This window comes from Streptomyces sp. NPDC058697, from assembly GCF_042715345.1.
Classification (GTDB): Bacteria; Actinomycetota; Actinomycetes; order Streptomycetales; family Streptomycetaceae; genus Streptomyces; species Streptomyces liliifuscus.
Map to the genome: position 1 here is coordinate 114,359 of NZ_JBHXSU010000012.1, position 21,683 is coordinate 136,041.

Annotated in this window: 18 protein-coding genes and 1 tRNA gene; 12 read left to right on the plus strand and 7 right to left on the minus strand. The window is 69.1% G+C overall.

All coding sequences use genetic code 11. The features are described 5' to 3' along the window. Positions 1-18: 18 nt before the first annotated feature. The gene (locus tag ACFWXQ_RS26875) at positions 19-153 is read right to left on the minus strand and encodes an SPW_0924 family protein (RefSeq protein WP_107102620.1); all 135 of its coding nucleotides are present in this window, start codon (positions 151-153) and stop codon (positions 19-21) included. Positions 154-305: 152 nt separating this feature from the next. Then, positions 306-2,018, minus strand: coding sequence for a lytic transglycosylase domain-containing protein (locus ACFWXQ_RS26880; RefSeq protein ID WP_383939266.1), 1,713 nt, complete (start codon positions 2,016-2,018; stop codon positions 306-308). A gap of 330 nt (positions 2,019-2,348) precedes the next feature. Here ACFWXQ_RS26880 and ACFWXQ_RS26885 point away from each other — a divergent pair, with 330 nt between their 5' ends. Continuing rightward, positions 2,349-3,203 carry a DUF4184 family protein gene (locus tag ACFWXQ_RS26885; RefSeq protein WP_383939269.1) on the plus strand — a complete coding sequence of 285 codons (855 nt, stop codon included), beginning with the start codon at positions 2,349-2,351 and terminating at the stop codon, positions 3,201-3,203. On the opposite strand, the gene ACFWXQ_RS26890 is transcribed toward ACFWXQ_RS26885, so the two are convergent. Both ACFWXQ_RS26890 and polA read right to left on the minus strand, forming a co-directional pair. Continuing rightward, positions 3,124-4,266 (minus strand): serine hydrolase, encoded by a 1,143-nt coding sequence (locus ACFWXQ_RS26890; protein ID WP_383939273.1) that lies wholly within the window; start codon positions 4,264-4,266, stop codon positions 3,124-3,126. The genes ACFWXQ_RS26885 and ACFWXQ_RS26890 overlap by 80 nt on opposite strands. Before the next feature lie 350 nt (positions 4,267-4,616). After that, the gene (polA, locus tag ACFWXQ_RS26895) at positions 4,617-7,343 is read right to left on the minus strand and encodes a DNA polymerase I (RefSeq protein WP_383939276.1); all 2,727 of its coding nucleotides are present in this window, start codon (positions 7,341-7,343) and stop codon (positions 4,617-4,619) included. 188 nt (positions 7,344-7,531) lie between these two features. Between polA and ACFWXQ_RS26900 the strand changes: the two genes are divergently transcribed. From ACFWXQ_RS26900 to ACFWXQ_RS26940, 9 genes are all read left to right on the plus strand, one after another. Continuing rightward, on the plus strand, positions 7,532-9,811 hold the full coding sequence (locus tag ACFWXQ_RS26900; protein WP_383939373.1) for an FdhF/YdeP family oxidoreductase: 2,280 nt from the start codon (positions 7,532-7,534) through the stop codon (positions 9,809-9,811). 61 nt (positions 9,812-9,872) lie between these two features. Beyond that, positions 9,873-10,361 carry a PaaI family thioesterase gene (locus ACFWXQ_RS26905; protein ID WP_383939278.1) on the plus strand — a complete coding sequence of 163 codons (489 nt, stop codon included), beginning with the start codon at positions 9,873-9,875 and terminating at the stop codon, positions 10,359-10,361. Positions 10,362-10,426: 65 nt separating this feature from the next. Continuing rightward, complete coding sequence (locus ACFWXQ_RS26910; RefSeq protein ID WP_383939281.1) at positions 10,427-10,828, plus strand: hypothetical protein; 402 nt, start codon at positions 10,427-10,429, stop codon at positions 10,826-10,828. Continuing rightward, on the plus strand, positions 10,825-11,457 hold the full coding sequence (locus ACFWXQ_RS26915) for a Tat pathway signal sequence domain protein (protein WP_383939284.1): 633 nt from the start codon (positions 10,825-10,827) through the stop codon (positions 11,455-11,457). Before ACFWXQ_RS26910 ends, ACFWXQ_RS26915 begins: the two co-directional genes overlap by 4 nt. 280 nt (positions 11,458-11,737) lie before the next feature. Next, complete coding sequence (locus ACFWXQ_RS26920) at positions 11,738-12,973, plus strand: branched-chain amino acid ABC transporter substrate-binding protein (protein ID WP_383939376.1); 1,236 nt, start codon at positions 11,738-11,740, stop codon at positions 12,971-12,973. A 111-nt stretch (positions 12,974-13,084) separates the two neighbouring features. Next, positions 13,085-14,017 (plus strand): branched-chain amino acid ABC transporter permease, encoded by a 933-nt coding sequence (locus ACFWXQ_RS26925; RefSeq protein WP_143637658.1) that lies wholly within the window; start codon positions 13,085-13,087, stop codon positions 14,015-14,017. 5 nt (positions 14,018-14,022) lie between these two features. Further along, entirely contained in the window at positions 14,023-15,852 is a 1,830-nt protein-coding gene (locus ACFWXQ_RS26930; RefSeq protein WP_383939287.1) for a branched-chain amino acid ABC transporter permease, read from the plus strand. Positions 15,853-15,857: 5 nt separating this feature from the next. Beyond that, positions 15,858-16,769, plus strand: a complete 912-nt coding sequence (locus tag ACFWXQ_RS26935) for an ABC transporter ATP-binding protein (RefSeq protein WP_383939290.1) — start codon at positions 15,858-15,860, stop codon at positions 16,767-16,769. Next, entirely contained in the window at positions 16,766-17,482 is a 717-nt protein-coding gene (locus tag ACFWXQ_RS26940; protein WP_200398907.1) for an ABC transporter ATP-binding protein, read from the plus strand. Before ACFWXQ_RS26935 ends, ACFWXQ_RS26940 begins: the two co-directional genes overlap by 4 nt. 91 nt (positions 17,483-17,573) lie before the next feature. Here the strand turns inward: ACFWXQ_RS26940 and ACFWXQ_RS26945 are convergent, their stop codons facing one another. Then, positions 17,574-18,230 (minus strand): ANTAR domain-containing response regulator, encoded by a 657-nt coding sequence (locus ACFWXQ_RS26945; RefSeq protein ID WP_189840381.1) that lies wholly within the window; start codon positions 18,228-18,230, stop codon positions 17,574-17,576. Positions 18,231-18,329: 99 nt separating this feature from the next. On the opposite strand from ACFWXQ_RS26945, the gene ACFWXQ_RS26950 reads away from it, so the two are divergent. After that, a tRNA-Leu gene (locus tag ACFWXQ_RS26950) sits at positions 18,330-18,404 on the plus strand. 106 nt (positions 18,405-18,510) lie between these two features. Then, on the plus strand, positions 18,511-19,272 hold the full coding sequence (locus ACFWXQ_RS26955; protein ID WP_383939293.1) for a transcriptional regulator: 762 nt from the start codon (positions 18,511-18,513) through the stop codon (positions 19,270-19,272). A gap of 20 nt (positions 19,273-19,292) precedes the next feature. Here the strand turns inward: ACFWXQ_RS26955 and pyk are convergent, their stop codons facing one another. Next, a complete protein-coding gene (gene pyk / locus ACFWXQ_RS26960) occupies positions 19,293-20,729 on the minus strand; it encodes a pyruvate kinase (RefSeq protein ID WP_383939295.1) in 1,437 nt (478 codons plus the stop codon). Between the two features lie 132 nt (positions 20,730-20,861). Beyond that, a complete protein-coding gene (locus tag ACFWXQ_RS26965; protein WP_383939298.1) occupies positions 20,862-21,590 on the minus strand; it encodes an SIMPL domain-containing protein in 729 nt (242 codons plus the stop codon). Between the last annotated feature and the right edge of the window lie 93 nt (positions 21,591-21,683).

Consider the following 21,683-nt stretch of genomic DNA (forward strand, 5'->3'; position numbering starts at 1 on the left):
GTGCGTTGGGGGTGTGCGTCACGGGTGGCTCGGGACGGTCGTGAGCAGTGGCTTGGGGGACGTCTTGCCCGCCGGTGAACCCATTGCAGTGATGGTGAGGACGAGCGCGAGCGCGACGGCGAGACCGGTCGCGGCGGCGATCAGGGCACGCATGCGGGCCTCCCGACTCGGCGAAGCTGATACATCGTCAGGTCGGGCACCGTAGCAACGGGCGGGCGAGATGAGAACACGTTGCACACACAGAACGACGGTGCCCCTCCACCCGAGCGGGTGGAGGGGCACCGTCGTTCTGAAGGCCTGCGGGGCTACGAGGCGGAGGGGCTCGGTGAGGCGGTCGCTGCCGCCGCCGTCACCTTCAGCTCGACCGTCAGCGTCGCACCGCCGGTGGTGCTGATGCGGAGCAGGAACGTACCGGCCGTGTCGTCCGCGTACAGCTCCGGCAGCTTCAACAGACCGTTCGCGTCCGTCTTGAGGCCCGCGAGGGTCCGTACGGTCTTGCCGTCGGCGTCCTTGAAGTAGGGGCCCTTGTCGTTGGCGGTCGCGTCGTCCGCCGCCTTGATGAGCGTGGCGGTGGCCGCGACGCCGTTCGCGGCGGCGCCCTTGTAGGTGGCCTTCAGCTCGACCTGGTCCGCGAACTCGCCGCCCGCGACGCAGGTCAGCGCGGTGTCGCTGGTACGGGCGAGGGCGTCGGCCTGGCGCGCGGTGACCGAGGCCTTGTAGTCGAGGCCGACCACGGCTCGGCCGACGACGGTGGCGCGGACCGTGAAGTCGCCCGTCTTCTCGCCGGCCTTGAGCGCGGGCGCGGTGGCCACGCCGGAGCTGTTGGTGACCACGGTCGCGACGCTCTCGCCGCCGGTGAACACGGAGTCGGTGTCGCCGACGATCGTGAACCGGACCCGGACCTTCGCGACGGCCTTGCCGGCCTCGGTCTCGGTGCGGGTGGCGATCTTCTCGGCGAAGGCGTCGCCCGCGGTCGCGGTGAGCTTGGCGGTGCCCGCGTCCTCCAGGTGGTCCACCGTGTCGGTGGGCGTGGCGGGAGTCGTCGGCGGTGTGCTCGGCGGCGGGGTCGTGGTGGGCGGCTTCGGGCTCGGGCTCGTGGAACCGCCGCCGCCCGGCGCCTGGGAGCCGGGCGGGGTGGTGCCCGGCGCGGTCGGCGTCGGGGAGGAGCTCGACCCGTTGTTGTCGTCGCTGCGGCTGGAGGGCAGCGTGCCCGTGCCGTCCGGGACCTCGTGGGTGCCCTTGCGGTAGTACTCCAGCCACGACAGGACCGTGTTCAGGTAGTGCGTCGAGTTGTTGTAGCTGAGGATCGCGCGCCTGAGGTCGGCCTTGTCGGACAGGTCCCAGCCGAACCGGCACAGGTAGCCGCCGGCGGCGAGGGCCGCGTCGTAGATGTTGTTGGGGTCCTTCTTGCCGTCGCCGTTGCCGTCGCGGCCCGACCACTCCCAGGTGGAGGGGATGAACTGCATGGGGCCGACGGCACGGTCGTGGGTGGTGTCCCCGTCGTACGCGCCGCCGTCGGTGTCGGTGATCCTCGCGAAGCCGTTGCCGTTGAGGACCGGGCCGAGGATCGGGGTGGTCGTGGTGCCGTTGGCGTCGACGCGGCCGCCGCGGGCCTGGCCGGACTCGACCTTGCCGATGGCTGCGAGGAGTTGCCAGGGCAGGTTGCAGCCGGGCTTGGATTCGCCCAGCGCCGCCTCGGCCTTCTTGTAGGCGTCGAGGACGGTCGCGGGTATGCCGGCCTCGGCCTCTCCCGTAACGGTCGGCGTTCCGGTGCCCGTGGTGGGCGTCGGGGTGGGGCTGTTGAGCGGCGGAAGGTCGGTGTAGTACGGCGAGTTGCCGGTGGCACTGTTGCCGGCGTCCGGGTCGTCGGACGAGGGCTGGGAGCCGGTGTTCTGTCTGCCCTGTGCGGTGTCGGTCACGCCCGGCGCCTGGGACGCGGACAGCGCCGCGACCGCGACCGCGGCCACAGCGGTGGTTGCCGCCCCCTTGACAACTCGCCTGCCGAATTGCGCCGCCATTGCGTGAACCCCTCCCGTGGACGATCGCCCGCGCTGCGCGCGTTTCCTGTTTTCCGGCCGCGCTCCCCAGCACGGCGACCCAGGCGACCCTACGACAACTTCCGTTGCGCAGACACCCGTTCGTGCCCGTTTTTCACCGGTTGGCCATATCCCGTTTCTCCTGCCCTGGCGCCCTGGGTGCATGCGGGACCGACGGGAACTGCCGACCGCATACTGAGCGTCATCGATCAAGGGATCGCCCGGACCGTTCGGGGCCGCCAGGCCGTCGCGCACGGTTGGTCGCGCCCAGTTGCGGTCAGTCGCGGTCAATGTCGTTCGCAAGGAGCCCCGTTGCCGTTCACCCTCAGCCATGCCGCGGCCGTTCTGCCTGCCGTGCGCACCGACGGGACCGGGCGCGGCCGACTGGTTCCGGCCCTGCTCGTGGCCGGTTCGTTCGCGCCCGACATGACCTACTACGCGGCGAGTGTGCTGCCGGAGGCGATGGAGTTCGGCGACTTCACGCACTCCTTCACCGGGGTGTTCACGGTCGATGTGCTGGTCGCCTGGGCGCTGGTGGGTGCCTGGCTGGTGCTGCGCGAGCCGTTGGTGGCTCTGCTGCCGCGGGGCCGGCAGGGACGGGTCGCGGCTCTTCTGCGCTGCGGTGCGCCGCGCGCCCGCTTCCGGCCCTCACTGGCCCTGTGGTGGTACGTGTCCGCGGTGGCCGGTTCGTTGACGCATGTCGTGTGGGACGCGTTCACACATCTCGACCGGTGGGGCATGCGCGTCTTTCCGGTCCTCGGGCAGGAGATCGCGGGCTCGCCGCTCTACTGGTACCTGCAGTACGGCGGTTCGGCCGTCGCCGCGGTCGTGATCGCCGCCTTCGTGGTGGTCGCCCTCCGACGGCAGCGCGACACCGAGCCCGTGGGGGTGCCGGTGCTGTCCGTACGGGACCGGTGGCTGGCGGCGGCCGTGATCGGTGGCTGCGCGACGGTGGCCGCGGTGCGGCGGGCGACGCGCTGGTGGGACCACTGGTCGGCCGACGCGAAGCCCTGGGAGCTGATTCCCACCGTGTGCTTCGGGGCGGGGGCGGGTCTCGCCGTCGGCCTCGCGCTGTACGGGGTGGCGGTCAGGGTGTGGCGTCCGGCTCCGGTTCGTCCCAGCCCGGCAGCGGTTCGTACGGAGCCGAGCCGTCCGACTCCTCGCTGATCGCGGTCTCCGGCGTGAGGTCGCGGCCTGCGCCGCGGCCCTGGCCCAGGCCCCGGTGGACGGCCTGGGCGATGCGCTCGATGGTGCGGACTCCGTACGCCATCGTCGGGTTGTCGTGGGACAGGACGACGATGCGGTAGCCGCGGCCCTCGCCGGTGAAGGCGCCGATGCTGTGGACGCGCCAGCCGTGGGTGGCTCTGGGCAGCCAGCCGTTCTTGACATGTGCCGTCAGTCCTTGCGGCATGCCCGCGGGGACGCCCCAGCGCTGGTCCGCGCGGACCTCGGAGAGCAGTTTCAGGCCGTAGGCGCGGGTGCGGAGGAAGGACTGGGCGTTCGTCAGTACGTCCAGCAGGCGCAGCTGGTCGGTGGCCGTGGTGCGGGTGAGGCCCCAGTAGCGGCCCGGGCCCAGGAGGGTGGCGCTGGTGCGGACGCGGGTGAGGAAGTCGTTCAGATAGCTGCGGCCCAGGTCGGCCCAGAGGCGCGCGGCGGAGTCGTTGTCGGAGCTGACGATCATGGGGCGTACGTTCGTCTCCTCCCACTGGGTGAGCCGGCGCCCCAGCTCCTCGGCGCGGCGGAGCAGCCCTTCCATGATCAGCACCTTGACGACGCTCGCCGAGTCGTACTGCCGCTCGCCGGCCCGTGCGCAGGTCAGTCCCGAGTCGTCGTGGACCGCCACGGAGACCGTGCCGTCCCTCCCCGACAGGGCCGCCTGGATGTCCCGGGCCAGCCGGGCGGCCAGGTCGGGGGCCTGGGGTGCCTGACAGGTGACGGTGTCGGTGGGGTCGGCCGAGGGGGTGTGGTGGCCCGTGGCGCCCTGCCGGGGGTGCCGGCCGGTCCAGTCTCTCCAGTCGGCGGTGTCGGCCGGGACGCGTCTGGTCGTGGCGCCGGCCGGGATTCTGGGGCTGGCCGCGGTGGCCGCGATGGCGGGGACCGGGGTGAGGAGCACGGAGGCGAGGGCTGCGACTAGGGCGGTGCGGCAGTGTCGTACGTACCGTGCGCGCTGTACGCGCCGTCCGTGTACGCGCTGTGTGTCGCGCTGTATGTGTCGTATGTGAGGACCCATGCCCGCATCCTTGCGGGGCGCTCCGCTGGGGGCTTCTGGTCGGGGGCCACGTGGGTGACGGGGCCTCCGGGGGTTGGGTGGGGTCGGGGGCCGTTGTTTGTCGGGTGCGGGCCGGTGGGGGCTGGCCGCGCAGTTCCCCGCGCCCCTTAAAAGCAGGGGCTACCGCCCCCTGAAGACAAGGGCCGGGGCGCAGCCCTCGGCCCTTGTCTTCAGGGGCGCGGGGAACTGCGCGCTCAGCCCAAGCGAACCCGCACCCGACACACCACACCGACCCCCACCCACCCAGGGGCGCGGGGAACTGCGCGACCAGCCCCCACCGGCCCGCAGCCGAATACCGCGCCCCAGCGGAGCTAGTGCGCGGCCGACTCCCAGTCCGGGCCCGAGCCGACCGAGACGTCCAGGGGTGCCCGGAGGTGCACCGCGTTGGCCATCTCGTGGCGGACCAGTTCTTCGGTCTTCGCACGCTCACCCGGGGCGATCTCCAGGACGATTTCGTCGTGGACCTGGAGGAGCATCCGGGACTTGAGGTCGGCCTCACGGAGAGCCCGGTCCACGTTCAGCATGGCGATCTTGACGATGTCCGCCGCCGTGCCCTGGATCGGCGCGTTCAGAGCCATGCGCTCAGCAGCCTCGCGGCGCTGGCGGTTGTCGCTGTTGAGGTCGGGGAGGTAGCGGCGGCGCCCGAAGAGCGTCGCGGTGTAGCCCGTCGCCCGCGCCTCGTCGACCGCGCGGCGCAGATAGTCCCGTACGCCGCCGAAGCGCTCGAAGTACGTGTCCATCAGCGCGCGGGCCTCACCGGCGTCGATGTTCAGCTGCTGGGAGAGGCCGAAGGCCGACAACCCGTACGCAAGGCCGTACGACATGGCCTTGATCTTGCGGCGCATCTCCGCGTCGACGGCCGTGCCCTCCACGGAGAACACCTGAGAGGCGACGGTGGTGTGGAGGTCCTCGCCGGAGGTGAAGGCCTCCAGGAGGCCCTCGTCCTCGGAGAGGTGGGCCATCACACGCAGTTCGATCTGACTGTAGTCGGCGGTCATGAGGGACTCGAAGCCCTCGCCGACGACGAAGCCGCGACGGATCGCGCGGCCCTCCTCCGTGCGGACCGGGATGTTCTGCAGGTTCGGGTCCTGCGACGAGAGACGGCCCGTCGCGGCCACCGTCTGGTGGAACGTGGTGTGGATGCGGCCGTCCGCGGCGATCGTCTTGATCAGGCCCTCGACGGTGACGCGGAGCTTCGCCTGCTCGCGGTGGCGGAGCATGATGACCGGCAGTTCGTTCTCGGTCTGGTTGGCCAGCCAGGCCAGGGCGTCCGCGTCGGTCGTGTAGCCGGTCTTCGTCTTCTTCGTCTTGGGCAGGCCCAGTTCGCCGAAGAGGACTTCCTGGAGCTGCTTGGGCGAGCCGAGGTTGAACTCGTGCCCGGCGGCCGCGTGGGCCTCCTTCACGGCCTGCTGGACGGCGCCCGCGAACATCTGCTCCATGGCTTCCAGGTGGGCCCGGTCGGCGGCGATGCCGTGCCGCTCCAGGCGGGCCAGGAGCACGGAGGTGGGCAGCTCCACATCGCGCAGCAGGTCGGTCGCGCCGACCTCCTTCAGGCGCTCGGTGAAGGCCTCGCCCAGGTCGAGGATCGCGCGGGCCTGCACCATCAGGGCGTCGGCCTCGGCGCCTTCGTCGGCGCCGAAGGCGAGCTGCCCGTCGGCCGTCGCGGCGGGAGCCAGCTCACGGCCGAGGTACTCCAGGGACAGCGCGTCCAGGTCGAAGGAGCGGCGGCCCGGCTTGACGAGGTAGGCGGCGAGCGCGGTGTCCATGGAGACACCCTCGATGCTCCAGCCGTGCTCGGCGAAGACCCGCATCACGGCCTTCGCGTTGTGCAGGACCTTGGGCTTGTCACCGTCGGCGAGCCAGGCCGCGAACGCGTTCTCGTCGGCCTCGTCCAGCTGGGACGGGTCGAACCAGGCGGCGGCGCCGTCGGCCGCGGCGAGGGCGACCTCGGCGACCGAGCCCGTGCCGAGCGCCCAGGTGTCGACCGTGGTCATGCCCAGGACCGCGGTGCCGTGCTCGGCGAGCCATGGCTTGAGCTCGCCCGCGCCGAGGACCGTGCCGTCCACCGCCACGCCCGCGGCGGCCGGCGGACCGGCGTCCGCCTCCTCCGCCCCAGGGTCGACGGCCAGCAGCCGCTCGCGCAGCGAGGGGTTACGGATCTCCAGGGTGTCCAGGACCATCGCGACGGCCGTGCGGTCGTACGGAGCGCGCTCCAGGTCGGCGGCCGCCTTCGGCAGCTCGACGTCACGCACCATCTCCGTGAGGCGGCGGTTGAGCTTGACCGCGTCCAGATGGTCGCGGAAGTTCTGCCCGGCCTTGCCCTTGACCTCGTCGGCGCGCTCGACCAGCTCCGCGAACGACCCGAACTGGTTGATCCACTTCGCGGCGGTCTTCTCGCCGACCCCGGGGATGCCCGGCAGGTTGTCGGACGGGTCGCCGCGCAGGGCCGCGAAGTCGGGGTACTGCGCGGGCGTCAGGCCGTACTTCTCGAAGACCTTCTCCGGGGTGAACCGCGTCAGCTCGGAGACGCCCTTCGTCGGGTAGAGCACGGTGGTGTGCTCGGAGACCAGCTGGAAGGAGTCCCGGTCGCCGGTGACGATCAGCACCTCGAAGCCCGCGGCCTCGGCCTGGGTGGCGAGCGTGGCGATGATGTCGTCCGCCTCGAAGCCGTCCACGGCGAACCGCTCCGCGTGCATCGCGTCGAGCAGCTCGCCGATCAGCTCGACCTGGCCCTTGAACTCGTCCGGGGTCTTCGACCTGTTCGCCTTGTACTCGGTGAACTCCTCTGAGCGCCAGGTCTTGCGCGAGACGTCGAACGCCACCGCGAAGTGCGTGGGCGCCTCGTCGCGCAGCGTGTTGGCGAGCATCGACGCGAAGCCGTAGATCGCGTTCGTCGGCTGGCCCGTCGCCGTCGTGAAGTTCTCCGCGGGCAGCGCGAAGAACGCTCGGTACGCCAGCGAATGCCCGTCCATGAGCATCAGCCGCGGGCGTCCGCCGCCGGAGGTCTTCTCGGTCTTCTTCGATGCTGAATCTGCCACGCCCCCGATCCTGCCACGCCCCACTGACAGTCGGACCCGCCCCGCCCTCCACGACCGCCCTCACGGCGCGGTCGTCACACCTTTCGCACCGCGCGCGATCTTCGCCCCGGACGGGCCGCGATCGTTGTCACCACCACGTGGGAGGATCGAAGGCGTACCTCATACGTGTGCTCGAAGAGGAGGCCGAGATGGCCGGCAAGCCGCCCCACAGTGATCCGGTTCAGGACGCGCCGCAGGTCGCCGGCCCGAAGCACGCCGCCGCAGGACTGCCCGCGATCGGGCACAGCCTGCGCATGGCCCAGCAGCAGATGGGTGTGAAGCGCACGGCGCTGACGCTGCTGCGGGTCAATCAGAAGGACGGCTTCGACTGCCCCGGCTGCGCCTGGCCCGAGCCGGAGCACCGGCACACGGCGGAGTTCTGCGAGAACGGCGCGAAGGCGGTCGCCGAGGAGGCCACCCTGCGCCGGGTGACCCCGGACTTCTTCGCCGCGCACACGGTCGCCGATCTCGCGACCCGCAGCGGCTACTGGCTGGGCCAGCAGGGCCGTCTCACGCAGCCCATGTATCTCGCGGAGGGCGCCGACCACTACGAGGCGGTGCCCTGGGAGCGCGCCTTCGACATCGTCGCCGAGGAGCTCACCGCCCTCGCCTCCCCCGACGAGGCGCTGTTCTACACCTCGGGGCGCACGAGCAACGAGGCGGCGTTCCTGTACCAGCTGTTCGCCCGCGAGTTCGGCACGAACAACCTGCCGGACTGCTCCAACATGTGCCACGAGTCGTCGGGTTCCGCGCTGAACGAGACGATCGGCATCGGCAAGGGCAGCGTCCTCCTGGAGGACCTCTACAAGGCCGACCTGATCATCGTCGCCGGGCAGAACCCGGGCACGAACCACCCGCGCATGCTCTCCGCCCTGGAGAAGGCGAAGGCGGGCGGCGCGAGGATCATCACGGTGAACCCGCTGCCCGAGGCGGGCATGGAGCGCTTCAAGAACCCGCAGACCCCGCAGGGGATGCTCAAGGGCGCCGCGCTCACCGACCTGTTCCTGCAGATCCGCCTCGGCGGCGACCAGGCCCTCTTCCGCCTCCTGAACAAGCTGATCCTCGACACGGAGGGCGCCGTCGACGAGACGTTCGTCGGTGAACACACCCACGGCTACGAGGAGTTCGCCGAGGCCGCCCGCGCCGCCGACTGGGACGAGACGCTCACCGCGACGGGCCTCACGCGCGAGAAGATCGACGAGGCCCTGCGCATGGTCCTCGCCTCCGAGCGCACCATCGTCTGCTGGGCCATGGGCCTCACCCAGCACAAGCACTCCGTGCCGACCATCCGCGAGGTCGTCAACTTCCTTCTGCTGCGCGGCAACATCGGCCGCCCGGGCGCGGGCGTCTGCCCGGTGCGCGGCCATTCGAACGTGCAGGGCGACCGCACGATGGGCATCTTCGAACGCCCCGCGCCCGCCTTCCTGGACGCCCTGGAGAGGGAGTTCGGCTTCGTCCCCCCGCGCGGACACGGCTACGACGTCGTACGGGCCATCCGCGCGATGCGGGACGACAAGGCGAAGGTCTTCTTCGCGATGGGCGGCAACTTCGTGTCGGCCTCCCCCGACACCGAGGTCACCGAGGCGGCCATGCGCCGCGCCCGCCTCACCGTGCACGTGTCGACGAAGCTCAACCGCTCGCACGCCGTCACGGGCGCGCGTGCCCTGATCCTGCCGACCCTCGGCCGCACCGAGCGCGATCTCCAGGGCAGCGGCGAGCAGTTCGTGACCGTCGAGGACTCCATGGGCATGGTGCACGCCTCGCGCGGCCGCCTGGAGCCCGCGAGCGAGCACCTGCTGTCCGAGCCCGCCATCGTGGCCCGCCTCGCCCGCCGCGTCCTGGGCGACGGATCCCGCACGCCCTGGGAGGAGTTCGAGAAGGACTACGCCACGGTCCGCGACCGCATCGCGCGGGTGATCCCGGGCTTCGAGGACTTCAACGCGCGCGTGGCCGACCCGAACGGCTTCGCCCTGCCGCACGCCCCGCGCGACGAGCGCCGGTTCCCCACCGCCACCGGCAAGGCCAACTTCACTGCCGCCCCCGTCGAGTACCCGAAGCTCCCGAAGGGCCGGCTCCTCCTGCAGACGCTGCGCTCGCACGACCAGTACAACACCACGATCTACGGCCTGGACGACCGCTACCGCGGCATCAAGAACGGCCGCCGGGTCGTCCTCGTCAACCCCGAGGACGCCCGCGAGCTGGGCCTGGCCGACGGCTCGTACACCGATCTGGTCGGTGAGTGGAAGGACGGCGTGGAGCGGCGCGCCCCCGGTTTCCGGGTCGTGCACTACCCGACGGCCCGCGGCTGCGCGGCCGCGTACTACCCGGAGACGAACGTCCTGGTGCCGCTGGACGCCACCGCCGACACCAGCAACACGCCCGCCAGCAAGTCCGTCGTCGTGCGTCTGGAACAATCGGCAGCCAACTGAGCGTTCGCTTAGCCAGCGCGTCCGCTCGGGCGGCGTGATCGACGACGAAGGAGCAGAACCCATGGGTGAGCAGCACCACGCGAAGTTCCCGCAAGAGGTCATCGACGAGTACGCGGCGCTCGGCGTGGACCTGGTCGCCATGTTCTCCGCCGGACATCTCGGCACGCGCATGGGCGTCCAGGTCGTCGAGGCCTCCGCGGACCGCGTGGTGGGCACCATGCCGGTCGAGGGCAACACCCAGCCGTACGGGCTCCTGCACGGCGGCGCCTCCGCAGTGCTCGCCGAGACACTCGGCTCGGTCGGCGCCATGCTGCACGGCGGCAGCTCCAAGATCGCCGTCGGCGTCGACCTGAACTGCACCCACCACCGGGGCGCCCGCTCCGGCCTGGTGACCGGAGTGGCCACACCGCTGCACCGCGGCCGCTCGACGGCCACGTACGAGATCGTGATCAGTGACGAGGACGGCAAGCGGGTGTGCAGCGCGCGGCTGACGTGCATGCTGCGCGAGGTGAATCCGAGCGACGCCGAGCGCGTCAACGCGACGAACTGACCCACCGGAAAACCCTTGCCGCGGGCGGCGTTGATCCCGGGCACCCGGCGGCATAGCGTCATGGGATGGGAACGGGTGGGGCCCCCTGGCGGGGGCCGGTGCTTGCGCTGGTGCTCGTGACCGGCGCTCTGGCCGCCGGGTGCGGCGAGTCCGGGCCGCAGGGCGGGGCAGCGGGCACGCGGGCCGCTTCCGGCACGCCGTCGGCCACGCCTCCCGAGGACCTGTGCGCCCGGATCGTCGCCCACTGGTCGCGGGAGGTGCTGGACAGCGACACCTACGGGGACTACCAGTCGATGGGCCTGTCCAACGGGCAGTACGAGATCCTCATGGAGGTCGTGGACGCGGCGCGGGCCGAGAAGAAGCGCTCCGGCGAACAGGCGGCGCGGCAACTGATCGACCGCGGGGCGCGCGAGCGCTGCACCGAGCGGTACCGCGACGGCAACCCGACGGGAGGGCCCTGGAGTTGAACGGCGTCGGTCCGGTCGAACCGGGCGAGGGCACACACGCGTGGGACACCGTCGAACCGGCCCCGCCCCTCCTGCCCGGGCCCCCGCGCGAACGTCTGACAAGCCTGTACGCCCGGCATCGCCGTGCCGTGCTCGCCTCCGCCACCGCGGTCGCCGTCGTCACGGGCGGCGGCTACCTCTTCGCGACCCGGCCGCACGATCCGCCGCCGCCCGAAGCGCCCTATCCGTCCCAGGCGGTGGCCATCACCTACCTCGGCACGGAGGGCCCGCCCGCGGACGCTCCGAGCAGAAGCTTCAGCTTCGCGGTGCAGGTCACCGCACAGTCCGGACCCACGATCACCATCGTGCGCATCTCGCAGCCCTACGCGTCCCTCTCGCTGACGTCGGTTCCGCGCCCCCCGTTCCGGACCAAGCCCGGTTTCGGCCACAAGATCGTCGTCACGATGCATGTCACGGAATGCGCGAATGTGCCGTCAAACGCCGCTCTCCCTTTCCTGGACGTAACTCTGCGTAATACGCGTGCAATAGAGGACCACAGCTTCATCCTGGGTGAGCGCTATGCGCACGACCTTTCAGGAGCCCTGCAAGTAGCCTGCAGCAACGACTCCCGGTCATCACCAAAACGGTAGGACGCTCCTGAAATGACCGCGGCACGTCCTGCAGGTTCTCACTATGTGGACGGGACGAATCGGCCGGAATTCTGCCCATCCACCCACTGAGTACCGCTCTGCATTACCTCGTGTCATAACAAGAGCGTCACAGCATGAGTCAGACTCTCCTCCACGTTCCCCCGACACGCTTAGAGTCACGGCCAGTCACCGCGCCATCGGATTCGAATTATTTTCGGCCCAGCGCTCGACTCGGCCCGTTCCACGAGGAAGGGCCGTGCCAGGGAAAGGACTGCTGATCGTGCGTCAACGTTCGCTCATCGCCATCACCGCCGCGTTGGCGGCGGGAGCACTCACCCTCACCGCCTGCGGCTCGCGCGACGAGGACGGCGGCGGTTCGGACTCGAACGGCGGTGGCACCACCGTCGTCATCGGCGTCGACGCCCCGCTGACCGGCGACCTCTCCGCGCTGGGCCTCGGAATCAAGAACTCCGTGGACCTCGCCGCCAAGACGGCCAACAAGGAGAAGACCGTCGAAGGTGTCACCTTCAAGGTCGAGGCCCTCGACGACCAGGCGCAGCCCTCCTCGGGCCAGCAGAACGCCACCAAGCTGGTCGCCGACAAGGACGTCCTCGGTGTCGTCGGCCCGCTGAACTCCTCGGTCGCCGAGTCCATGCAGAAGGTCTTCGACGACGCCAAGCTCGTCGAGGTCTCCCCCGCCAACACCAACCCGGCCCTGACCCAGGGCACGAAGTGGAACGGCGGCGAGAAGGCCCGCCCGTACAAGTCGTACTTCCGCACCGCGACCACGGACGCCATCCAGGGCCCGTTCGCCGCGCAGTACGTCTTCAACGACGCCAAGAAGAAGAGCGTCTACGTCATCGACGACAAGAAGACCTACGGTGCCGGCCTCGCCGCCACCTTCACCGAGGAGTTCAAGAAGCTCGGTGGCAAGGTCGTCGGTACGCAGCACATCGACCCCGACACCAAGGACTTCTCCGCCGTCGCCACCCAGGTGAAGAGCTCCGGTGCCGACGTCGTCTACTACGGCGGCGAATACCCGCAGGCCGGCCCGCTCAGCAAGCAGATCAAGGCCGCAGGCGCCAAGATCCCGCTGGTCGGCGGCGACGGCATCTACAGCGCCGACTTCATCAAGCTGGCCGGCGCCAGCGGCACCGGCGACCTCGCCACCTCGGTCGGCGCGCCCGTCGAGGACCTCCCCTCCGCCAAGGAGTTCGTCGCCAGCTACAAGGCCGCGGGCTACAAGGAGGCCTACGAGGCGTACGGCGGCTACTCCTACGACTCGGCCTGGGCGATCATCGAAGCCGTGAAGAAGGTCGTCGAGGACAACGACGGCAAGCTTCCGGACGACGCCCGCGCCAAGGTCACCGAGGCCATGCAGGGCGTCACCTTCGACGGCGTGACCGGCAAGGTCGCCTTCGACGAGTTCGGCGACGCGACCAACAAGCAGCTCACCGTCTACTCCGTCGAGGGTGGTACCTGGAAGCCGGTGAAGTCCGGCACCTACACAGGCTGATCCACACCCGCATCACCACATGAGCCGCGCGGGGCGCTGCACCACAAGCGCCCCGCGCGGACTCGCATCCGGTCACATCCCTCGACTATCCGAACGCTCGGAGGACATGCGGTGAACGAACTGCCGCAGCAGCTGGTCAACGGCCTGCTACTGGGATCCATGTACGGGCTGGTCGCCATCGGCTACACGATGGTCTATGGCATCGTCCAGCTCATCAACTTCGCCCACGGCGAGATCTTCATGACCGGGGCCTTCGGCGCGCTCACGGTCTATCTGTACGTACTCCCCGACGGCACCACCATGTGGATCGCCCTGCCGCTCATGCTCGTCGGCGCCATATTCGTCGCCGTCACCGTCGCAGTCGGAGCGGAACGGTTCGCCTACCGCCCCCTGCGCACCGCACCACGCCTGGCCCCCCTCATCACCGCCATCGGCCTCTCCCTGGCCCTCCAGCAGGCGGTATGGGCCTGGTACCCCAACGCCAAGTCGGCGCGGACCTTCCCGCAGATCGAAGGCGGCCCCTTCGAGATCGGCAGCGTCACCATCCAGACCGGTGACGTCTTCCTCTTCGTCGCGGCCCCCATCAGCATGGCCGTCCTCGCCTACTTCGTCATGAAGACCCGGACCGGACGCGGCATGCAGGCCACCGCGCAGGACCCGGACACCGCCAAGCTCATGGGCATCAACACCGACCGCATCATCGTGGTCGCGTTCGCCCTCGGCGCCGCATTCGCCGCCGTCGGAGGCCTCGCCTACGGCCTCAAGTACGGCCAGATCGACTTCCGCATGGGCTTCATCCTCGGCCTCAAGGCCTTCACCGCCGCCGTCCTCGGCGGCATCGGCAACATCTACGGAGCCATGATCGGCGGCGTCGTCCTCGGCCTCGCCGAGACCATGGCCACCGCCTACATCGCCGACGTCCCCGGCATGTCACAGCTCGGCGGCCAGTCCTGGGCCAACGTCTGGGCCTTCGTACTCCTCATCCTCGTGCTCCTCTTCAGGCCACAGGGCCTGCTCGGCGAGCGCGTCGCGGACAGGGCGTGAGACCTATGACCACACAGACCACCAGCGCCCAGACGCCCGCCAAGGAGCCGGCCGGCTCCACCGCCGGACTCATCGGCATCCCCCCGAACATCGGACGCGCCCTCGCCACCGGCGGCGGCATCCTCACCATCATCTCCACCTTCCTCGCCTGGACCTGGACCTCCGCGTTCCCCGGCGACCTCACCTTCTACGGCTACCCCGGCGGCCTGCAGGTCCTCGTCCTCATCGGCGGCGCCCTCACCACGCTCTTCGGCCTCTCCTCCTACGGCGTCAAGGGCCTGCGCTGGCTCACCCCCGCAGGCGCCGACAGCGCCATCAAGCTCGCCGCGCTCGCAGCGTTCGCCACCGCCTGGTACACGATCATCGCGATCAGCACCAAACTCGGCGGCCTCGCCAACCTCGAACCCGGCGGCTGGGTCGTGGCCGTCGCCACCCTCGCCGCCCTGGTCGGCTCGCTCTCCCTGCCGTTCCAGCGACCGGCACCGGACCCGTACGACCCCGACGACACCGCCTGGGAGCAGTTCCGCCACCAGCGCCGGTACGACATCACCGTCGTCAAGGCAGCCTTCGCCTCCGGCACCACCAAGGCCCCGGCCCACAAGCTGCCCGCGTACGCCGAAATCCTCGTCATCGTCGCCGCACTGGCCCTCGGCCTGACCGTCTTCACCTACGGCATCGGCACCGAATACGACGAACAGTTCATCGGCTTCCTCATCACCGCGGGCCTCAGCTTCGCCGCCGCCGCCAAGGCCGGACTCGTCAACAGGCTCTCCGCACTCACCTCGAAGCACCGCAACGTCACCATGATCGGCGCGTTCGTCGCCGCCGCCGCATTCCCCTTCACCCAGTCCGACGACCAGTACGCGACCATCGGCGTCTACATCCTGATCTTCGCCACCGTCGCCCTCGGCCTCAACATCGTCGTCGGCCTCGCCGGACTCCTCGACCTCGGATACGTCGCCTTCCTCGGCGTCGGCGCCTACACCGCGGCCATGGTCTCCGGCTCCCCCTCCTCACCCTTCGACATCCACCTGCCGTTCTGGGCCTCCGCCCTCCTCGGCGCAGCCGTCGCCATGGTCTTCGGCGTCCTCATCGGCGCCCCCACCCTCCGACTGCGCGGCGACTACCTCGCCATCGTCACCCTCGGATTCGGTGAGATCTTCCGCATCACCGTCCTCAACATGGACGGCACCAGCGGACCCGACATCACCAACGGCTCCAACGGCATCTCCTCGATCCCGAACCTCAACATCCTCGGGTTCGACTTCGGCCAAGAACACAGCATCGCCGGATTCACCATCGCGCGCTTCGCCAACTACTTCCTGCTGATGCTCCTCATCACGCTGGTCGTCGTGATCGTCTTCCGCCGCAGCGGCGACTCCCGCATCGGCCGCGCCTGGGTCGCCATCCGCGAGGACGAGACCGCCGCGCTCGCCATGGGCATCAACGGCTTCCGCGTCAAACTCATCGCCTTCGCACTCGGCGCCGCCCTCGCAGGCCTCGCCGGATCCGTCCAGGCACACGTCACCTACACCGTGACCCCCGAGCAGTACCAGTTCGCCCACGTCGTCCCGCCCAACTCGGCCTTCCTGCTCGCAGCGGTCGTCCTCGGCGGCATGGGCACCATCAGCGGCCCCCTCGTCGGCGCCGCACTGCTCTACCTCATCCCCGCCAAGCTCCAGTTCCTCGGCGACTACCAGCTCCTCGCCTTCGGCCTCGCGCTCGTCCTGCTGATGCGCTTCCGACCGGAAGGCCTCATCCCGAACCGGCGCCGCCAGCTCGAATTCCACGAGGAAGCCGAAGCGCCCACAGTCCTCAGCAAGGCAGGGGCCTGACCACGATGACTACCGACATCACCACCAAGGGCGCCGCCCCCGGCGCGACCGCCCCCGGCGAAACCGTGCTCGACGCACGCGGCGTCACCATGCGATTCGGCGGCCTCACCGCCGTACGCAACGTCGACCTCCAGGTCAACGGCGGAGAAATCGTCGGCCTCATCGGCCCCAACGGCGCCGGCAAGACGACCTTCTTCAACTGCCTCACCGGCCTCTACATCCCCACCGAAGGCGAAGTCCGCTACAAGGGCACCGTCCTGCCGTCACAGTCCTTCAAGGTCACCGCAGCCGGCGTCGCACGCACCTTCCAGAACATCCGTCTCTTCGCCAACATGACGGTCCTGGAAAACGTCCTCGTCGGCCGCCACACCCGCACCAAAGAAGGACTCTGGTCCGCACTCCTGCGCGGACCCGGCTTCAAGAAGGCCGAAAAAGCCTCCGAAGACCGCGCCATGGAACTCCTCGAGTTCATCGGCCTCGCCGCCAAGCGCGACCACCTCGCGAGGAACCTCCCCTACGGCGAACAGCGCAAGCTCGAAATCGCCCGCGCCCTCGCCAGCGAACCCGGCCTGCTCCTCCTCGACGAACCCACCGCCGGCATGAACCCCCAAGAAACCCGGGCCACCGAAGAACTCGTCTTCGCCATCCGGGACATGGGCATCGCCGTCCTCGTCATCGAGCACGACATGCGGTTCATCTTCAACCTCTGCGACCGCGTCGCCGTCCTCGTCCAGGGCGAAAAACTCGTCGAAGGCGACAGCGCCACCGTCCAGGGCGACGAACGCGTCATCGCCGCCTACCTCGGCGAACCCTTCGAAGACGCACCCGGCCAGGAGGAGGTCGCCGAGGTCGAAGCCGCCGAGGCACAGGCCGACGCCTCCACGGACGCCGCGCCCCGCAAGGAGAACGACCGATGACCGCACTGCTCGAAGTCGAGGACCTCCGAGTCGCCTACGGCAAGATCGAAGCCGTCAAGGGCATCTCCTTCAAGGTCGACGCCGGCCAGGTCGTCACCCTCATCGGCACCAACGGCGCCGGAAAAACCACCACCCTGCGCACCCTCTCCGGCCTCCTCAAGCCCGTCGGCGGCCAGATCAAGTTCCAGGGCAAATCACTCAAGAAGACCCCCGCCCACCAGATCGTCTCCCTCGGACTCGCACACTCCCCCGAGGGGCGGCACATCTTCCCCCGCATGACCATCGAGGACAACCTCCGCCTCGGAGCCTTCCTGCGCAACGACAAGACAGGCATCGAGAAGGACATCCAGCGCGCCTACGACCTCTTCCCCATCCTCGGGGAACGCAGGAAGCAGGCCGCGGGAACCCTCTCCGGCGGCGAACAGCAGATGCTCGCCATGGGCCGGGCCCTCATGTCCCAGCCCAAGCTCCTCATGCTCGACGAACCCTCCATGGGCCTCTCGCCGATCATGATGCAGAAGATCATGGCCACGATCTCCGAACTCAAGTCCCAGGGCACCACCATCCTGCTCGTCGAGCAGAACGCCCAGGCAGCACTCTCGCTCGCCGACCAGGGACACGTCATGGAGGTCGGCAGCATCGTCCTCTCCGGATCCGGCCAGGACCTCCTCCACGACGAGTCGGTCCGCAAGGCGTACCTCGGCGAGGACTGAGCCGGCTTTCACAGCGCGGCTACTCGTATACGGCTGAGGCCCGCACCCGATGACACGGGGTGCGGGCCTCAGCCGTACGTACGCTCGCTGCTCAGCCCTTCGCGGCCTTCTTCTCGTCCGCGTCCTGAATAACCGCCTCCGCGACCTGCTGCATCGACATACGACGATCCATCGACGTCTTCTGAATCCAACGGAACGCCGCCGGCTCCGTCAGGCCGTACTCCGTCTGCAGCACCGACTTCGCACGATCGACCAGCTTCCGGGTCTCCAGACGCGTCGTGAGATCCTCGATCTCCTTCTCCAGCGCCTTCAACTCCGTGAAGCGCGAGACGGCCATCTCGATCGCCGGCACGACATCGCTCTTACTGAACGGCTTGACGAGATACGCCATCGCGCCAGCGTCACGCGCCCGCTCGACGAGGTCGCGCTGCGAGAACGCGGTCAGCATCAGCACCGGGGCGATGGACTCCTCGGCGATCTTCTCGGCCGCGGAGATGCCGTCCAGCTTCGGCATCTTCACATCGAGGATGACGAGGTCGGGGCGGTGCTCCCGGGCGAGCTCGACGGCCTGCTCACCGTCACCGGCCTCGCCCACGACCGTGTACCCCTCTTCTTCGAGCATCTCCTTGAGGTCGAGACGGATCAACGCCTCGTCCTCGGCGATGACGACACGGGTCGTCAGCGGAGGCACGTGCGACTTGTCGTCGTCGGGCGCGTCTACGGGCTGGGGCGACTCGGGGGCGGTCACGGGGGCTCCTCGTTGCGGGGCAGATACTGCTCCCAAGAGCCTACCTAGCTGCGGTATGGTGGACGGGCAGCGGGTCGAGGGAAACCTTCGATTTACTGGGCCCCGGTAGCCCAATCGGCAGCAGGCGATGCTCTCAAACAGCATACAGTGTGGGTTCGAGTCCCACCCGGGGCACTTTTCCTTAGATTCCAAGGTCGCCACCCAGAAGCGGATGTCCACGTTCTCGTGAACATCCGCTTTTTGCTGCGTGTCGAGACGATCAGCCTCGCAGAGTGGGCGCATGTACGACATGGGCACACGCAAGCGGGCTCTGGCTCTGGTCGCTCAGGGGCGCAGCCTGAACTCCGTAAGCAAGGAACTCAGGGTCTCCCGGTTCGCTATCCGCTCCTGGCAAACACGCATTGAGCCAGTCGGGCGCACCGGCCGCCCATGCCCAAGGTGTGACGAGACGCCGGGCCCACCCGAGGACCCTGCGGCGTACGCGTACCTGTTGGGCCTCTATCTCGGCGATGGCTGCATCAACGCCCACCGTAGAGGCGTCTACTTCCTCCGCATCGTGTGCGACAACGCCTGGCCAGGACTCATCGACGCGTGCGAAGCCGCAATTCGCTCCGCACGCCCGGACAACAGCGTCTTCCGCGTGAGGAAGGACGGCTGTGTAGCAGTCACCGCGACCAGCAAGCACTGGCCCTGCTTCTTCCCCCAGCACGGCCCGGGCAAGAAACATGAACGCACCATCGCGCTGGAACCTTGGCAACAGGAGATTGTCGACGCCCACCCGTGGGGGTTCATCCGCGGCCTCGTCCACTCCGACGGCTGCCGTATCACCAACTGGGCCACCCGCCTCGTGAAAGGCGAACGCAAGCGCTACGAATATCCCCGCTACTTCTTCACCAACCTCTCGGCGGACATCAGGCAGCTCTACACCGACACCCTCGACGCAGTCGGCGTCGACTGGAGGCAAGCGAACTCACGTAACATCTCCGTCGCCCGCCGCGCCTCCGTAGCCCTCATGGACGCCCACGTGGGCCCCAAGTACTGACCCCACACCCCCACTTGGGCCTACTTGGGGCTGTCGTCCTCGCCGATGTGGTGGACGCGGACCAGGTTCGTCGAGCCGGAGACTCCGGGCGGGGAGCCGGCCGTGATGACGACGATGTCGCCCTTTTCGCAGTGGCCGTATTTCAGGAGCAGCTCGTCGACCTGGTTGACCATCGCGTCGGTGGAGTCGACGTGCGGGCCGAGGAAGGTCTCGACGCCCCAGGTCAGGTTGAGCTGGGAGCGGGTGGCCGCGTCCGGGGTGAAGGCGAGGAGGGGGATCGGGGAGCGGTAGCGGGACAGGCGGCGGACCGTGTCGCCGGACTGGGTGAAGGCGACCAGGTACTTCGCGCCCAGGAAGTCGCCCATTTCGGCGGCGGCCCGGGCGACCGCGCCGCCCTGTGTGCGGGGCTTGTTCCGGTCGGTCAGCGGCGGCAAGCCCTTCGCGAGGATGTCCTCCTCGGCGGCCTCGACGATGCGGGACATCGTGCGGACCGTTTCGATGGGGTACTTGCCGACGCTCGTCTCGCCGGACAGCATCACGGCGTCCGTGCCGTCGATGACGGCGTTGGCGACGTCCGACGCCTCGGCCCTGGTCGGGCGGGAGTTGTCGATCATCGAGTCGAGCATCTGGGTGGCGACGATGACGGGCTTGGCGTTGCGCTTGGCGAGTTTGACCGCGCGCTTCTGGACGATCGGGACTTGTTCGAGGGGCATTTCGACGCCGAGGTCGCCTCGGGCGACCATGATTCCGTCGAAGGCGGCGACGATGTCGTCGATGTTCTCGACGGCCTGGGGTTTCTCGACCTTGGCGATCACGGGGAGGCGTCGGCCTTCTTCGTCCATGATGCGGTGGACGTCCTCGATGTCGCGTCCGCTGCGGACGAAGGAGAGGGCGATGACGTCGCAGCCGGTGCGCAGGGCCCAGCGGAGGTCGGCCTCGTCCTTCTCCGACAGGGCGGGGACGGAGACGGCGACGCCGGGGAGGTTGAGTCCTTTGTTGTCGGAGACCATGCCGCCTTCGATGACGGTGGTGTGGACGCGGGGTCCGTCGACGGAGGTGACTTCGAGGCAGACCTTGCCGTCGTCGACGAGGATGCGTTCGCCGGTGGTGACGTCGGCGGCGAGGCCGGAGTAGGTGGTTCCGCAGGTCTGGCGGTCACCCTCTGTGCCCTCTTCGACTGTGATGGTGAAGGTGTCTCCGCGTTCAAGGAGTACGGGGCCTTCGGTGAAGCGGCCGAGTCGGATCTTCGGGCCTTGAAGGTCGGCGAGGATTCCGACGCTGCGGCCGGTCTCGTCGGAGGCCTTTCGCACGCGCTGGTAGCGCTCCTCGTGGTCGGCATGGCTGCCGTGGCTGAGGTTGAAGCGGGCTACGTCCATTCCGGCTTCGACCAGTGCCTTGATCTGGTCGTACGAGTCGGTGGCGGGGCCCAATGTACAGACGATTTTTGCTCGGCGCATGGTTCGAGCCTAGGCCTTACCAGCGGGTAGGGAATTGGTCGGGCATGACTACTCAACAACCTTTGCGTGAAGGGTTGTTGACAAGGGTTGAATTGTGCAGGGGGCCGCTCCGATGAGCATTTCGGAGGGCGTTCAGAGCACCGGCGGTGACATTGTGAAGCGGGCGTTGACCTGTGCGTAGACATGCTGTCGTTCGGGTTCGAGGTCGAGGGCGGGGGCTCCTTCGGGGGCGGCCGCGTCGAATGCCATGGTGCGCATGGATCGGGCGGTCTGGGCTTCCATGCCGTAGGGGTGGGCGTTCTCGGCGCCGATGTCGGCGAGTTCCACGAGGGCGGCGAGTGTGGTGCCGAGGGCTTCGGCGTATTCGCGGGCTCGTTGGACGGCTTCGCGTACTGCCTGTTGCCTGGCCTGGCGGTGGGCGGGTGAGTCGGGGCGCAGGGCCCACCAGGGGCCGTCGACGCGGGTGAGGTCGAGGTCGGCGAGGCGGGTGGTGAGTTCGCCGAGGGCGGTGAAGTCGGTGAGTTCGGCGGTGATGTGGACGCGGCCGTGGTAGGCGCGGATGCGTTCGCCGCGGCCGTGTTTGGTGAGTTCGGGGGTGATGGAGAAGGCGCCGGTCTCCAGTTTTTCGACGGCGTCGCCGTAGGTTTTGACGAGGTCGAGGGCGGTGGTGTTGCGGCGGGTGAGGTCGGTGAGGGCGTCGCGGCGGTCGGTGCCGCGGGCGCTGACGGTGATGCCGATGCGGGCGATCTCGGGGTCGACTTCGAGGTGGGCTTCGCCGCGGACTGCGATTCGGGGTGCGTCGGGTGTGCCGTAGGGGACTGCGGAGCGGGTTTCCTCGGGGCTTTCGGAGGGTGAGGTCATACGTCCCACTCTGTCACCGGCGGCCCGTTTCCGGGGCTTGTCGGTCATCAGATCGAAACCTGCGGGGGCTGTTGCCGTGCGTCATGTCCGGGT